14 protein-coding genes are annotated in these 15,566 nt (G+C 63.1%); 6 read left to right on the forward strand and 8 right to left on the reverse strand.

What is annotated here, in order from left to right:
- Positions 1 to 2 precede the first annotated feature (2 nt).
- From IB279_RS13115 to IB279_RS13135, 5 genes are all read right to left on the reverse strand, one after another.
- Complete coding sequence (locus tag IB279_RS13115) at positions 3 to 860, reverse strand: carbohydrate ABC transporter permease (RefSeq protein WP_034792198.1); 858 nt, start codon at positions 858 to 860, stop codon at positions 3 to 5.
- Between the two features lie 11 nt (positions 861 to 871).
- On the reverse strand, positions 872 to 1,795 hold the full coding sequence (locus IB279_RS13120; RefSeq protein ID WP_034792195.1) for a carbohydrate ABC transporter permease: 924 nt from the start codon (positions 1,793 to 1,795) through the stop codon (positions 872 to 874).
- A gap of 185 nt (positions 1,796 to 1,980) precedes the next feature.
- Complete coding sequence (locus tag IB279_RS13125) at positions 1,981 to 3,423, reverse strand: extracellular solute-binding protein (RefSeq protein ID WP_034792193.1); 1,443 nt, start codon at positions 3,421 to 3,423, stop codon at positions 1,981 to 1,983.
- 122 nt (positions 3,424 to 3,545) lie between these two features.
- Positions 3,546 to 4,511 carry a sugar-binding transcriptional regulator gene (locus IB279_RS13130; protein WP_060516159.1) on the reverse strand — a complete coding sequence of 322 codons (966 nt, stop codon included), beginning with the start codon at positions 4,509 to 4,511 and terminating at the stop codon, positions 3,546 to 3,548.
- 278 nt (positions 4,512 to 4,789) lie between these two features.
- Entirely contained in the window at positions 4,790 to 5,533 is a 744-nt protein-coding gene (locus tag IB279_RS13135; protein ID WP_164475044.1) for a LuxR C-terminal-related transcriptional regulator, read from the reverse strand.
- A gap of 244 nt (positions 5,534 to 5,777) precedes the next feature.
- Between IB279_RS13135 and IB279_RS13140 the strand changes: the two genes are divergently transcribed.
- From IB279_RS13140 to IB279_RS13160, 5 genes are all read left to right on the forward strand, one after another.
- Complete coding sequence (locus tag IB279_RS13140; RefSeq protein WP_112771136.1) at positions 5,778 to 6,860, forward strand: ABC transporter ATP-binding protein; 1,083 nt, start codon at positions 5,778 to 5,780, stop codon at positions 6,858 to 6,860.
- A gap of 69 nt (positions 6,861 to 6,929) precedes the next feature.
- A complete protein-coding gene (locus IB279_RS13145; protein ID WP_060582636.1) occupies positions 6,930 to 8,090 on the forward strand; it encodes a spermidine/putrescine ABC transporter substrate-binding protein in 1,161 nt (386 codons plus the stop codon).
- Positions 8,091 to 8,320: 230 nt separating this feature from the next.
- The gene (locus IB279_RS13150; protein ID WP_029742635.1) at positions 8,321 to 9,187 is read left to right on the forward strand and encodes an ABC transporter permease; all 867 of its coding nucleotides are present in this window, start codon (positions 8,321 to 8,323) and stop codon (positions 9,185 to 9,187) included.
- Positions 9,187 to 10,005: an ABC transporter permease gene (locus IB279_RS13155; protein WP_029742634.1), complete on the forward strand. Its 819-nt coding sequence runs from the start codon at positions 9,187 to 9,189 to the stop codon at positions 10,003 to 10,005. Before IB279_RS13150 ends, IB279_RS13155 begins: the two co-directional genes overlap by 1 nt.
- Before the next feature lie 4 nt (positions 10,006 to 10,009).
- Positions 10,010 to 10,771: an SDR family NAD(P)-dependent oxidoreductase gene (locus IB279_RS13160; protein ID WP_112771137.1), complete on the forward strand. Its 762-nt coding sequence runs from the start codon at positions 10,010 to 10,012 to the stop codon at positions 10,769 to 10,771.
- 7 nt (positions 10,772 to 10,778) lie between these two features.
- Here the strand turns inward: IB279_RS13160 and IB279_RS13165 are convergent, their stop codons facing one another.
- Entirely contained in the window at positions 10,779 to 11,582 is an 804-nt protein-coding gene (locus IB279_RS13165; protein WP_112771138.1) for a class I SAM-dependent methyltransferase, read from the reverse strand.
- Positions 11,583 to 11,708: 126 nt separating this feature from the next.
- On the reverse strand, positions 11,709 to 13,337 hold the full coding sequence (locus IB279_RS13170) for a winged helix-turn-helix domain-containing protein (RefSeq protein ID WP_192339238.1): 1,629 nt from the start codon (positions 13,335 to 13,337) through the stop codon (positions 11,709 to 11,711).
- Positions 13,338 to 13,408: 71 nt separating this feature from the next.
- Here IB279_RS13170 and IB279_RS13175 point away from each other — a divergent pair, with 71 nt between their 5' ends.
- Positions 13,409 to 13,852, forward strand: coding sequence for a cupin domain-containing protein (locus IB279_RS13175; RefSeq protein ID WP_112771140.1), 444 nt, complete (start codon positions 13,409 to 13,411; stop codon positions 13,850 to 13,852).
- Positions 13,853 to 13,892: 40 nt separating this feature from the next.
- On the opposite strand, the gene IB279_RS13180 is transcribed toward IB279_RS13175, so the two are convergent.
- Positions 13,893 to 15,551 (reverse strand): urocanate hydratase, encoded by a 1,659-nt coding sequence (locus tag IB279_RS13180; RefSeq protein ID WP_029742628.1) that lies wholly within the window; start codon positions 15,549 to 15,551, stop codon positions 13,893 to 13,895.
- Positions 15,552 to 15,566 lie beyond the last annotated feature (15 nt).

The raw sequence follows: 15,566 nt of genomic DNA on the forward strand, positions 1-15,566 counted from the left end.
AGTTACCCTTTCACCGCGCCGAGCGACAGGCCTTCGACGAGGTAGCGCTGGGCGTAGAGTGCAAGTGCGAGCGTCGGCGTCACCGAAAGCACGATGGCCGCGGCGATCTGTCCGTATTGGATGCCCGAGGAGGTGACGAAGGCAAGCGCGCCGACCGTCACCGGCTGCTTGTCGGCAGATGCCAGCACCAGCGCGAAGACGAAGTTGTTCCAGGCGAAGATGAAGGCGAGCAGGCCGGCGGCGGCAATGCCCGGTCCGGCAAGCGGCAGGGCGATCTTGCGGAACGTCGCAAACCAGGAATGGCCGGCGATGCGATAGGCATATTCGACGTCGGCCGAGATGTCCTCGAAGTAGCCGCGCACGATCCAGAGAATCAGCGGCAGGCAGATCAGCTGGTAGACCCAGATCAGGCCGAAGTAAGTGTTGGAGAGCCCGAGCCACTGGAAGTACTGCGTCAGCGGCAGGAGCACCAGCAGCGGCGGCGCGAAGCGGAAGGACAGCAGCGTGAACGCGATGTCTTCCGATCCTTTGAACTTGTGGCGGGCAAACGCATAGGCCGCTGGCACGCCGAGCACCAGCGCCACGGCGACGGAGGCGACCGACAGGAAGATCGAGTTGCCGAGATTGCGCATGAAGGCGATGTCGAGCGTCCCGGCCGCCGTCTGCAGCTTGCCGGTGATCAGCGCCGCATAGTTGGAAAGCGTCGGCGAAAACACGACCGATGGCGGGATCGCGAGGATCGTCTCGTTCGTCTGGAACGACATCAGGAAGATCCAGAAGATCGGGAACATGAAGAAGACGACGACGAGCGTGAGGGCGAGACCGCGCAAGGTCCGTTCGAGCGGAGACATGGTTTCCATTGGTCCCTCCTTTACGCTTCGCCGCGTGCGCGTTCGCGCAGCCGCAGCCAGTTTTTGATGAAGACGTTGGACAGCGTGTAGGTGATCGCCCACAGGATGATCAGCAGTGCCGCCGACCGGCCGACATTGGTCGACTGGAAGAAGTTGAGATAGGCCTCGACCTGGAAGACGGTGAGCGTGTTGCCGGGCCCGCCCTGGGTCATCGCGTAGATGATGTCGAACTGCTGGATACTGTCGAGCAACCGGAACAGCGTTGCCGTCAGGATGTAAGGTGTGAGCATCGGAAGCGTGATGCGGAAGAAGACGAAGCTGCGCGGCACGCCATCGAGTGCCGCCGCCTCGAAGGGCTGCGTCGGCAGCGAGCGCAAGCCCGCAAGCAGCAGGATCATGATGAAGGGCGTATAGACCCAGATGTCGACGAGCACGACGGTGAGCAGCGCTGTGTCCGGCGAGGACGCCCAGCGGAAATCATGCAGTCCGATCAGGCTTGCGAGATAGCTGAGGATACCGAAGCTCGGATTGGTCATCAGCTTCCACATCAAGGCGGCCAGCGCCGGCGCGATCATCAGCGGCAAAAGCAGCATGATCGAGATGAAGTTGTTGACCGCGGAGCGCCGCTGCAGCAGCAGCGCGATGCCGAGACCGAGCAGCAGTTCCAGCGTCACGGTGAGGCCGGCATAGAGCAGCGACACTTTCAGCGTGTTCCAGAAGGCCGGGTCGGTGAAGAAGTTGAGGTAGTTTTCGCCCCAGTTGAACTGGCGCGCCCAGGGCTGGCTCAACCGGTAGCGCTGGAAGGAGTAGATGACCGCCGTGAAGAACGGGATGAGGATGCCGATGCAGACGAGCAGCGCCGGCAGGCTCAGCACATAGGGAAGCATCTTCCTGCTGATCCTGAAACCGGAGGCTGGTCTCTTGAGGGTTTCTGTTGAAGCCATGTCGAGCTCCGTTCCTGACGTCTTTAAAGAGCACGCGGCACGCGGCAGCCTTCAGGCGCCGCGCCAGTTCCTCGGCATCTCAGGTTGATTTCGGCGCGACCTCAAACCGGTCGCAACAGGCCGGTCGAGCCGGCATCTCGGGATCCCCGGCGCGTGCTGGCGCCGGGGATCGCTTGGGAGGCCTATCAGCCGAGACCCGCCTCTTGGAGCTGGCGGTTGATGCTTTCCACGAGCTGGTCGAGACCTTCATCGACCGGCACCTGCTTGGCGACCATCTTCTGCAGCGTCGACGCCCATTCGGTGGTCACGTCGAAGAACAGCGGCTGCGGCGTGAACTTGATGGAGGCGCCGGCGGCCGAGGCGTCGAACATTTCGACGTAACCCGGATACTTGCCGTTGAGCTTCTCGCGGAAGATCTCGTCCTTCCAGATCGACTGGCGAACCGGATCGACGAAGTCCATCTTGGTGGCGCCGAACAGCGCATGCTCCGGACCGGAAGCCCATTGCAGGAAGTACCAGGTGGCGTCCTTGTCCTTGGAGAAGTTGGACATGGCGAGCGACCAGATCCAGATGTTCGGCGTCGAGGCGGTCGCTTCGGGGTTGGCGGCAAAGGCGGCATAGCCGAGCTTGCCGGCCATCTTGTTGTCGCCACCGTTCATGAAGTAGCCGAGGCAATCGGCGTCAAAGATCATCGCCGAAGCGCCGGCGCCAAGGTCGGTGCCGACCTGATACCAGGTGTAGGTCGACCAGTCCTTCGGACCACTTTCCTGGATCATCTGCACGAACTTGGCGTGGTAGGCCTTGGATTCTGCCGTGCCCATCGCCGCTGACAGCTTGCCGTCGGCCGAGACGTTCAGGTCCTTCTGGTTGAAGTTGGCATAACCCGACAGGAAGCCCGGATGGATCGTCGCCCAGGAGCGCGAACCGCGAACGCCGATGCCGTAGATGCCACCGATGTCCTTCTGCAGCTTGGCCGCCACCGTGATCATGTCGTCGAGGTTCTTCGGCAGCTCGACGCCGGCCTTGTCGAACATCTCGCGGTTATAGGTGATGTTGTTCTGCTCGAACGCCCACGGAATGCACCACTGCTTGGCGTCTTCCGAGCCGAGCGCCCCGCCCGGCTGGCCGTTCCAGGCGCAGGAATTCTTCACGCCTGCGAGGAAATCGTCCCAGTTGTAGTTGGGGTTGGTCTTGGCCGGATCCTTGATCCATTCGTTGAGGTCGGCGATCCAGCCGGCCGGACCATAGGTCCAGGTCATGTAGGCGCCGGTCATGAAGGCATCGTATTCTGCCGAGCCCGAAGACAACGCCGCCGTCACCTTGTCGAAATAGACGTCTTCCGGAAACACGTCATAGGTAACGTCGATGCCGGTCAGGTCCTTGAAGGCCTGCAGGTTGGCAATCATCGCATCGGCGTAAGGGTGCTTGTTCAAAAGCAGCTTCAGCTTCTTGCCCGAATGCGCCTTCCAGTCGAAATCGGCGGCGAGCGCCTGCGTCGACATCATGTTGAACAACGTGCCGGCCGTGCCGGCTGCCAGGCCTGCAGCCCCCAATCCCTTGAGCATGCCGCGGCGGTCCACCTCCCCACGCAGGAATGCGCTGATGAGGTCCTTCTCCTTCTCGTACATTCGTCTTCTCCTCCGTTGCGGGTATGATTGCGACTGCCGGCTACCCCACCGGTATTCCTCCCGTTAAGGCCCGGATGGCAGATCCTCCCCGCCCTCCGCGTGGCCTCGAATGTGTCAGCGCCTCATGCGCCGTCGGCGGCCAGCGCCCTCGCAGTCCTCTCGTCGGTAATGAGACCGCTTAATTGCCCGCTGGCGAGCACCGCCCGGATGGCCGGAACCTTGATCTTGCCGCCGGCAACAGCGACCGTGCGGCGGTTCTTCAGGTCCTCGCGGCTGAGCGTAAACGTGCGGTCGGAAAGCGTCGTCTCGACCGGCTTGCCGTCGCGGTCGAAGAAGTGGCCGAGCAACTCTCCCATCGCCCCGCCCTTCTGGATGTCCTCGATCTCGCTGGTCTCGATCATGCCGGTCGAAACCAGCGACGCCTCGCGCTCGACGGTGCCAATGCCGACCATCAGGAGATCGGCTGTCTTGGCGAGATCGAAGACTTCGCGCACGCCGCGCTGGCTGAAGAGCACGTCGCGATCCTCGACCGTGTTGGCGAAGAACGGCACTGGCATGACATAGGCCTCTGCCCCCGTACGCTCGGCGAGCCGGTGGATCACGTCATGCGGGTTGGCGGAGAACTTGCGGGTAAGCCCGCCGAGCAGCGACACGAAGCGGGTGTTGCCGCTGGCGATCCGCGGCAGATATTCGACGCAAGCAGCAAGCGTGCGGCCATGACCGACTCCGACCAGCGCCGTTTCGCCACGCTCGATCTCACGCTTCAGGAACTGTGCGCCGGAAATGCCAAGCGCCTTCAGCGGCAGGTCATCGGCGTCGAAGTCCGGCACCACTTCGCAATAGTCGAGGCCGTAGCGCGCCGAAAGCGCCTGTTCAAGCTCCACGCATTCGGAGACTTCGCCGTCGATATAGACCTTCACCAGGCCTTCCTGGTTGGCCTTCATGATCAGCCGGTGGGCCTTGAGCGAGGTGAGCCCCAGGCGCTTGGCGACCTCCGCCTGGGTGAGGCCGCCGGCATAGTGCAGCCAGGCCGCCCGTGTCGCCATGCTGGTTTCGTCATCACGAATGCCCGTCCCGCCAATCGTCATTGTCTCCACCCGGCTCTTGTTGCGCTGCATGATATTTTTTGCACCGCGTGATATTTTTATCCGTTAATGAAAGAAATTTCATGGTGTGAAATTTTTGTCAATAGCGTTTGACAAATGAACGATCACGTTTGCGAAGAGACGGTTGAGCAGTTGCGGCGGCTGCACGCAGGGGCAGCGGTCGCAGGCAAGCGCCAGACGGCGTAGGCTCGTCAAAAGCGGAAAAGGGGCAACGCAGGCGGAAGATCGAACCGCCGATCAGCGGTGCAAGGATCGCAGGATTATTGCCCGAGATTTCTCAGATAGAGCGACAGAAGCTGTGTCTGCGAGGAGATGCCGAGCTTGCGATAGACGTTGCGGCGATGAACCTTCACCGTGCCGGTGGAGATGCCGAGCCTGAGGCCGATCGATTCTGACGAATGGCCCTGCAGCACCAGTTCGATGATCGAGGCTTCGCGGTCCGTCAGATTGAGATGCTGCCAGACGCCGTCGGCCGGCGGGTGCGTCGCCTTGCGCCTGCTGCGCCCGGTTTTCGCCAGCGCCGCATCGAACCGGCGGCCGAGATCGGCCCAGTGATGGCGCACCAGGCCGGAGACCAGCGGCTCCACCTTCTTCAACAGCGCGAATTCCGTCGCGCTGAAAGTCCCCGTCGCCTCGCGCCGCATCAGCGAAAGCACGACGGTGATCTGCTCGTCGATCGGCACGAAGAAGCCGACCTCTTCGGCAAGCCCCGTCTGCACATAATAGGTGCGATAATATTCCGATGAGAAGAACCGGTCGGGCGCCAGCTCCCGCATCCGCCAGACGCCGGGCTCACTCTTGATCGCCGCGTGGTAGAACGGGTCGAGCAGGTACGGTCCAGCCTGATAGAGGCTGACGAAGAGCACGTGATCCTTGGCGTTGAATGTGCTGTAGAGGTCGATCGGCCGTTCCTTGCCGCGATAGGCAAAGACAACCACGTAGTCGAAGGTCATCAGCGTCGACATCAGCCGCCGATAGGTAGAGCCGACGGCATCGTCGTCCATCGCGGCACCCGCCACCAGCGGCGCCATGACCTGAAAAAGTCCTTCGAGATCGACGCTCAAACCGCCCTCCCGGCCGGTGTTTCCTGCTCTGGGGTATACTCCTCACACAGAGCAATCTGCGTTGAAATACCTCTCTCGGGGTATATACCGGCAGGGCACGCGGTGACTAGGCTGTGTGTCAATGACGGTGGAGTGCCAGGATGCAGATCCTGGCGACATCCGATAACAACCGCAGGGAACAGACGTGACATCCGCTTCGACGAACGACATCGAGTTCCGTTCGGTCGCCAAACGTTATGGCGCCGTGACGGCCGTTTCCGACATCAATCTTCAGGTGCCGCGCGGCGCCTTCATGGCGCTTCTCGGGCCATCGGGTTGCGGCAAGACCACGTGTCTGCGCATGATCGGCGGCTTCGAGCAGCCGAGCGAAGGCACGGTCTTCATCAGCGGCGAGCCGATGAACGGCGTTGCCGCCTATCGCCGCCCGGTCAACATGGTGTTCCAGCACTATGCGCTGTTCCCCCATCTCGACGTCGAGCAGAACGTCTCCTACGGGCTGAAGCAGATGCGGCCGCGCATCGCCGGCGCCGAGATTTCTCGCCGCGCCCAGGAGGCGCTGGAGATGGTACGGCTCGGCGGTTTCGGCAAGCGCCGCATCCACGAAATGTCCGGCGGCCAGCAGCAGCGCGTGGCGCTCGCCCGCGCCATCGTCAACAAGCCGAAGGTGCTGCTGCTCGACGAGCCCCTCGCCGCCCTCGACAAGAAGCTGCGCACCGCCATGCAGATCGAGCTGCAGACGCTGCAGCGCGAGCTCGGCATCACCTTCGTGCTCGTCACCCACGACCAGGAGGAAGCGCTGTCGATGAGCGATTTCGTCTGCGTCATGAATGCCGGCCGCATCGTCCAGGTCGGCCCGCCGCAGGAAATCTACGACAGGCCCGCAAGCCTCTTCGTCGCCGATTTCGTCGGCAAGACCAACCGCATCTCGGCGACCGTCGACGGCAACGCCTCGATCGAGCTCGCCAACGGCACGCGTTTTGCCGCCCCCGCGGTCAACGGCACACGGGGGGCGGCCATGGTGGCACTCCGGCCCGAGGCGATCCGCCTGACGCGCAACGGTGCCGTCAGCACGGCAGCGCTGGCCGGCACCGTCACCCACCGGATCTTCCTGGGGTCAGCGGTCGAATATTCCGTCGCGGTCGACGGTCTCGGCGACTTCCTCGTGACGGCCGACCGCCGCACGCTCGGCGACAGCGAACTGGTCGAGCCCGGCGAAAAGGTCGGCCTCGCCTTCGATCCGAACGCGCTTCACGTCTTTCCAGCCTGACATCGCCCGGCTTCCGAAGCCGGTTCTGCCGCCTACGCATGAACGTCAAACGATAAAGGGAACAGCGTCATGAGCAAATGGTACAGAGAAAATGCCCCTATCACCGCCGACCAGCTCGCGGACGAACTGATGCGCCTGAAGCGCGGCTCGGTCACGCGCCGCCACTTCCTCGGCGTCACCGGCCTCGGTCTTGCGACCGCCGTGCTGGCGCGCCAGCCCGGCCTCTTCAATTCCACCGCCTTTGCCGGCGACCTCGGCACACAGATGTCGATCGCCACCTGGCCGAACTACCATGATCCGGCGACCTTCGAAGCCTTCCAGGCGGCCACCGGCGTTGCCGTCGAGGTCAACGTCTTCGGCTCCAACGAAGAGATGCTGGCGAAACTCCAGGCCGGCGGCACCGGCTGGGACCTCTTCGTTCCCACCAACTACACGATCTCGACCTATGTGAAGCTTGGCCTCATCGACGAACTCGATCTTTCCAAGCTTCCCAACTATGACGCGTCGACCGAGACGGCGCGCTTTACCAACGAAGGCATCGTCGACGGCAAGACCTATGCCGTGCCGAAGAACTGGGGTACGACCGGCATCGCGGTCAATTCGGCGAAGATCAAGAAACCGGTCACCAGCTGGAAGGAATTCTTCGAGATCGCCATGACCGAAGGCGACGGCCGCGCCATGGTGCACGATTACCAGCTCACCACCATCGGCAACGCGCTGGTGTCGCTCGGCTATTCCTTCAACTCGATCAAGCCGGACGAACTCGCCAAGGCCGAGGAACTGCTGATCAAGGTGAAGCCGCACCTCTACGCCATCAACAGCGACTACCAGCCGTCGATGCGCGCGACCGATGCCTGGATGACCATGTGCTGGACCAATGACGGCGCCCAGCTCAACCGCGACATGCCGGAAATCCTGTTCACGCTCGGCAAGGACGGCGGCGAGATCTGGTCGGACTTCTACGCGATCCCGAAGAGTGCCGCCAACAAGGCCGCCGGCTACGCGCTGCTCAACTATCTGATGGCGCCGGAAAACGCCATGAAGGAGCACATCGCCAACGGCGCACCGACCACCGACAGCCGCGTCATGAAGCTGCTGCCGGTCGACGTCACCTCCAACAAGATCGTCTATCCGGACGAGGCCGCGCTGACGCCGCTCGAATTCGGCGCCGCCGTGACCCTCACCGACCCCGGCCGCGCCGAGCTGATGGCGCGTTTCAAGTCGGCTTGATCTGGCATGTGACTGCCCTCATCCGCCTGCCGGCACCTTCTCGCCAAAAGCGGGGAGAAGGAACAAGCGGCAAGCTCCCTGCCCTCCTGCTTCTGCCGGAAGAAAGGGACCGGGCGGGTGCCACAAATCCCCTTCCCCCCGCTTGCGGGGAGAAGGTGCTGTGAGGCGGATGAGGGACCTTACCCTCCCGCTCGCATCGAAGTGCTGATGAAACGCGAACGGAAGAATTTATGACCGCGGCAACGAACACGAAGAGAAACCTGGTGACGGCGGCGCTGGTGGCGCCGGCCGCGGCCTGGCTGATGATCTTCCTCGTGCTGCCCTTCATCGCCATGCTGGTCTTCGCTTTCGGCGAACGCGCACCGGAAGGCGGCTATCAGGCAGCCTTCACCTTTGCCCAATTCGCCAACCTGCCGACACGGGCGGCCGCCTTCTGGAACACGCTGATCCTCGCGCCGGTCGGCGCGCTCGCCTGCCTGCTGATCGCCTATCCGGTCGCCTATTATCTGGCGGTCAAGGCGAACCCGCGCTACCGGCTGATCCTCGTGTCGCTCGTCGTCGTGCCCTTCTGGACGAGCCTGCTCGTGCGCACCTATGCCTGGATGTACATCCTCGGCTCGCGCGGTATCCCGAACCTTTTGTCGATGATCGGCATCGAGGACGTGAGGATGCTGAACACGCCGGGCGCCGTGCTTCTCGGCATCGTCTACGGCTACCTGCCGCTGATGATCATGCCCATTTACGTGAGCCTCGAAAAACTCGATCGCCGCCTGCTCGAGGCCTCCGCCGACCTCGGCGGGAGGCCGGTGTCGACCTTCTTCGGCGTCACCCTGCCGCTCTCCTTGCCCGGTGTCATGACCGGAGTCGCGCTGGTGACTATCCTGCTGCTCGGCGAATATCTGATCCCGCAGCTGCTTGGCGGCGGCAAAGTGTTCTTCATCGGCAATGCGCTGGTCGATCTCTTCCTTCAATCGCGAAACTGGCCGTTCGGCTCCGCGATCGCCGTCACGCTGGTTGCCGTCGTCGTCGTGATCCTGATGGTGGCAATGCGCATTGCCTTCCGCGTCGCCGGCACAAGACAGGTGGATCTCGTCTGATGCGCGCCTTCATCTCCTCCGTCTACCTCTTCCTCTACGCCCCGATCGCGCTCGTCGTCCTGTTCTCCTTCAATGCCGGGCGCAATGCGAGCGAGTTCACCGGGTTTTCGACCGCCTGGTACGGCAAGGCGCTTGGAAATACCTTCCTGGTTTCGGCGCTGCAGAACAGCCTGCTGATCGCCTTCACCAGCGCCACGCTCGCCGCAATCTTCGGCACCATGGCAGCCCTCGGCATGGAGCGGATGGCGCCGCGCAACCGGGCGATCTTCGATGCGCTGTTTGCAGCCGCAATCGTCGTGCCCGGCGTCGTCATCGGCATCGCGACGCTGGTTGCCCTCGTCGCCGTCTTCTCCTTCGTCAATCCGGCGCTGGCAACGATCTGGCCCGGCGACCAGCCGCCGCAGCTCGGCCTTGGCTACGGCTCGATCATCGCCGCCCACGGCCTGTTTTCCATGGCGCTGGTGACGATGATCGTTAAGGCCCGCATCGCGAGCCTCGGCCGCGATATCGTCGAGGCATCGAGCGACCTTTACGCGACGCCGCTCACCACCTTCCGGCTGATCGTGCTGCCGCAAATCCTGCCCTCGATCCTCGCGGGCTTCCTTCTGGCCTTCACCTTCTCCTTCGACGATTTCATCATCGCCTTCTTCGTCGCGGGTTCGAAGACCACGCTGCCGATCTACGTCTTCGCCTCGATCCGCCGCGGCGTGACGCCCGAGATCAACGCGATCGCGACGCTGGTGCTCGTCGCCTCGCTGCTTCTGATCCTGACCGCCCGCATCCTGATGCGGGAAAAGAAAACGAAATCCGGGGAGTGAAACCATGATCCTGAAAGAGCGGGTCGCGATCGTGACCGGAGCGGGCTCCGGGATCGGTCAGGCGGGTGCGGCCATCATGGCGCGCGAAGGCGCCCATGTCGTCGTCGTCGACCGCAGCCTTGCGGCAGCCGCGACCGCCGTCGAGGCGATCGCCGCCAAGGGCGGCAGCGCCGAGGCGTTGGCGATCGACGTGACGGACGACACAGCGCTTTCCGATGGCATTGCCGATATCCTCTATCGCCACGGCCGCATCGACATCCTGCACAATCATGCCGGCGCCCAGGTTGCGGGTGATCTCGAAGAGGTCGAGATCGCGGGTTTCGATCGCTCGTGGAACCTCAATGTCCGCGCCCATTTCATGGCCGCGCGCCTCGTCATGCCGTCGATGCGGGCCGCCGGCCGCGGCGTCATCGTCAACACCTCCTCATCTTCGGGCGTGCTCTACGACCGCGAGATGATCGCCTACACGACCACCAAGCATGCCGTCATCGCCATGACCAAGCAGATGGCCGGCGACTACGCCCGCCACGGCATCCGCGTCAACGCGCTCTGCCCCGGCTGGGTCGACACGCCCTTCAACGAACCTTTCATCGCGCAAATGGGCGGCCGCGGCGCAATCGAATCCTATATCCGCGAGAAGGTGCCGCTCGGCCGCTGGGCCAGCGTCGAGGAGATCGCCGAGTCGATCCTCTTCCTCGTTTCCGACCGCTCCTCCTACATGACCGGCCAGATCCTGGTGGTCGATGGCGGCGAGACGGTGGTGTAGCGAGCCGTTAGGACGGAACGATACCCCGACAGGCCCACGCAACCGCCGCAAAGGACCGCGGCCCATCCGGCTGGCCGGCTTCGTAGGCGGCGCGAATGGCCGCGTCGAGCTTCGTCCGCATCCCCGCATCCAGTGAGCCGACATACTTGCCGAGCGGCCCCTCGCCTGCGGCAATCGGCTCCCAGAAATCGGCGAAGGACTGATAGTCCATGCGGATCAGGAGCGAGGTCTGCCGGACGTCCGCGAGGCCATTCGAGACGAAGCTCTGCATCATCTCACCCGGCCGCATCATCGGCTGGAAACAATAGCGACTGCGCACCTGCTCGGCATTTCCATCGAGCATCGCCGCCACATCGAGTACCATGCGCATGCCCGGCATGCCGCCGAAGTGATCCCAGACAGCGGCGGCAACGACGCCACCCGGCCGCACGACACGGCGCATCTCGGCGACCGCCTTTCCCGATTCCGGCACGAAGTGCAGCACCAGCAGCGCCATCGCCCGGTCGAAGGATGCATCGGCAAAGGGCAGCGCGCAGGCGTCGGCCTGCTGGACTTTGATCCGCGGATCTGAACTCGCCCGGATCGTCGCATCGACGAAAACAGGCGAAAAGTCGATTGCAACGATCTCGCTGACATCGGCCGCGCGCGGTAAGGCAAAGGTGAGGCTGCCCGTGCCGCAGCCGACGTCCAGCACCCGCTCACCGTCGGCAACACCCGCAAAGTCGATGAATGACGGCGCAAGCTGCCGGCTCCACCGGCCCATCAACTGTTCGTAGCCGGCAGCACTCTGCACATTGAAGCTCGATGTCATGATCGCCTCCGGGCAGTGAGGCGTGCATTGTAACGTGCGGCAGGCGCGACACCAAGAGACCGGCTCAACGCTCGAGCGCCGTCAGCAGCAACGGTGGGAGCAACGGTCGTCAGATCGCCTGCAAAGTCAGGAACGTTGAGGCGTCTGAAGCGGGTTGCTCGGGATTTGCTGCAACAATTCCGCCAATCGTTCCTGCCAATGTGGATTGCGCTGTCTTAGCGGCTCCAGAGCATCGCCTGACGCGTTCTCCATTTCGCTCATCAACGCGCGCGATGATCGAGCCTCTGCAAGACGCCCAGCAGCCGCATAACAGCAGGCCAGCGTTTCTTGGACCGGCCGCCATGCAGGGCGCACTTTTTGGGCCTTCACGGCAGCAGCGAGCGCGTTCGTTCCGTCGCCTGCAAACAGGTGGGCGAGCGCCAGAAAATTCAGCCAGACGAAGTTCTGCGGGTCATTGGCGTTCAACATGAGACCGTGTTCCAGTGACGCTATGGCACCGGACACGTTCCCCCTGAACAGCTCCGCCATCCCCAGGACAAGGTGGCCAAGGGCGAAACTCGGGCTGATCTCGATCGCCCTTTCGGCGGCAAGGACCGCCTGCTCGGGCGCATTCGCGTACGCGCTGCAGATCGCCAGCGCATAGTGTGTGTACGGGTTCTTTTCGTCGAGCCGAACGGCTGCCAAGGCGGCGTCCAAACCCTCTCTGATGTCATCGGAAGGAAGCTCGCTCCATCCATAGGCGACGATGCCTGCGCTCACGCGACCAAGCCAGAGATGCGCTTCGGCAAGCTCGGGATCAAGCCGACACGCCTCCCTGAATAGCTCTCGCGCCATTAGGTGGGTCTGCTGGCCAACCTGGTGAAAATACCAGGTCCCCTGCCGCACGATCTCCCACGCCGACAAATTTCCCGTGTGCCTCGCCGGCGAGGGGAATGATGCCGTCTTCAACAGTTCTGGTTCAATCGCACCTGCAACTCTCTCTGCGATGGCGTCTTGAACTGCGAATGCCTCTCCCATTTCCACGTCATACCGTTCGGCCGAGACCTGGCTGGCCGAGGTGGTCTCGACCAGTTGCGTGGAGACCCGAAGACGGCCGCCGGAGCGGCGCACGCTTCCTTCGAGCACGTAATCGACATCCAGGTCTCGGCCCACCTGCTTGGCGCTCACCGACTTGTGCTTGTAGACGAAACTTGAATTGCGCCCGATGACCCGAAACCACCGAAATCTCGTAAGCGCGGTGATCACATCTTCGGTGATGCCATCGACCAGATACGACTGTTGCTTGTCACTGCTCAGATTTGCAAACGGTAGGACCACGATCGATGGTCTGCCCGGGTTCGCGGGCGAACCTGGCAATTCCGGCGACGCATCAGCGGCAGCCGGATGCAGGCTATTCACCCGGGCGGCAAAACGATAGCCCGCACGCGGCACGGTGGCGATCCATTCGTTCCCCTCCGGTTGAGGGCCCAGCATCTTGCGCAAGGCAGCGATCTGAACCGAGAGATTGCTCTCCTCGACGACAGCCGCGGGCCAGGCTGCCTCCATCAGCGCGGACTTGCTCACGACCTGCATCGACGCTCGCACCAGCGCGTGCAGCAGCAACAAGCCCTTATGGCCAATTGCGACCCGCCGCCCTTCACGCGTCAGTGCGCCGCGCTCCATGTCGAGGATGAATGTCCCGAACGCGAACAGTTGCGGCTCGACACTATCGGCCACGACGTCTTCGGAAGAATTCGGAACTTTTCGCCCTCCCATTCAGGACTCCAGCCGGTCTTCTTGCGATCCTTTGCGCAGGTCGACCAGACTACCACAGAGGAGACCGAAAAATGACGATTTCAGAAGAGCGAACCGACGCCCGTCCAGGCTTCTCGCGGGGCAAGGCCCTCGTATCCAAAGGGGACGCAGGTTACCGGGCTGAACAGGGCCCCGATTACCTGCCCGGCGTCAGTGCAGAGTCGGTTGGCTCCACCGCACTGTGGCTCGGTATCGCTACGATACCGCCTGGAAAGCGCACCAAGGCGCATGTGCATGAACGCCACGAAACTGCCTTCTACATGTTGAGCGGCGAAGAGCTGGAACTGTGGAGTGGCGATGAACTTCAGCACCGGGATGTGATGCACCCAGGAGACTATCTATACATCCCCGCCAACGTGTTGCACGTGGCCGTTAATCGAGCTGACCAACCAGCCGTATTTATCGGGGCGCGCAACGAGCCAACCGCGCAGGAGAGCGTTGTACTTTATCCTGAAATGGATTCCAGAGTGCCGTGACAGGTGCAAAACTGCTTATGGCAAAGCCGCTGCCAGGTCCTTACACCTTCACATGCCCGATGCCCTTGGCGGCGATCTCCTCAAGGCTCTCGTCATAGCCGGCATCCGCATAGCGGATGACGCCAAGCGAGGTGTCGTTGGTGAGGGCATAGTCGAGGCGCTCGTCGGCCTCGACCGTGCCGTCGGCAACAACGGTCACGCCGCAGCTCGTCATGTAGCCGGCATAACCGCCACCACCGGAATGGACGACCACGAGATCGGCCATGGAGGAGCAGAGCAGCATGGCGTCGAGTAGCGGCCAGTCGGCGATCGCGTCCGAGCCGTCCTTCATCCGCTCGGTCATGATGTTCGGATGCGCCATGGCGCCGGCATCGAGATGGTCGCGGGAAAACGCGATCGGGCCTTTGAGTTCGCCAGATGCCACCAGTTCGTTGACGCGCCGCGCCAGCGCCGTGCGTTCGCCGTGGCCGAGCCAGGCGATGCGGGCCGGCAGGCCCTCGAAGGGAATATGCTGGCGCGCCAGCCTGATCCAGTTGGTGACGATGCGGTTGTGCGGAAACATGTCGAGCAGCAGATCGTCGATCCGGGCGATGTCGCTCTCCTCGCCGGAAAGCGCCATCCAGCGGAAGGGGCCGATGGCGCGGGCAAAGAGCGGACGCAGATAGGCCTCGGTGAAGATCGGGATGTCGAAGGCATTGGCAACGCCGCCCTCGCGCGCCTGGGTACGGATGAGGTTGCCGTTGTCGAAGACTTCCGCGCCCTTCTGCTGGAAGTCGAGCATCGCCTTGACGTGCTCGACGATCGAGGCGCGGCTCGCCGCCATCAATTGCCCCTGGCCGTCGTCGCGCAGCGATTTCACCTGGTCGAGGCTCATGCCCTTCGGCACATAGCCGTAGACGAGATCATGCGCTGACGTCTGGTCGGTGACGACGTCGGGCACGATGCCACGCCGGGCGATCTCCGGATAGATCTCAGCCGCATTGCCGACGAGGCCGACGGAGAGCGCCCGCTTGTCCTTCACTGCCGCGTCGATCATCGAGAGCGCAGTATCGAGATCGGGCGCGATCTCCTGCAGATAGCCGATCTCCCGGCGCTTCTTCGCCCGCTCCGCGTCGATATCGACACAGAGGATCGCCGCCCCCGCCATCCGGCCGGCAAGCGGCTGGGCGCCGCCCATGCCGCCAAGCCCCGCCGTCAGCACGAAACGCCCGGAGAGATCGCCGCCGAAACGGCGTTCGGCGATGCGCATGAAGATCTCGTAGGTGCCCTGGATCACGCCCTGGCTGCCGATATATTGCCAGGCGCCGGCCGTCAGCCCGCCCCAGCAGATCAACCCTTTTCGCTGCAAATCATAGAACACCTCGGCCTTCGCCCATTGGCCGACAATGTTGCAATTGGCCATGATGACGAGCGGCGCCTTGGCGTGGGTCTTCAAGAGCCCCACCGGCTTGCCGGACTGGATGACGAGCGTCTGGTCCTCGTCCATTTCGATGAGCGTCTTGACGATAGCCCGGTGCGCCGGCCAGTTGCGCGCCGCCTTGCCAAGTGCTGCATAGACGACCAGATTGTCAGGATCCTCGCCGACCGAAAGCACGTTTTCCAGGAGCCGCAGCAGCGCTTCCTGCCGCCAGCCCTTGGCGCGCAGCTCCGGTCCACCGGGGATGGGAAAACCAGGATGACGGGGATTGGCCTTGGGCATCGTCTCGTTCCTCTT

This window comes from Ensifer sp. ENS06, from assembly GCF_014852205.1.
Taxonomy (GTDB): domain Bacteria; phylum Pseudomonadota; class Alphaproteobacteria; order Rhizobiales; family Rhizobiaceae; genus Ensifer; species Ensifer adhaerens.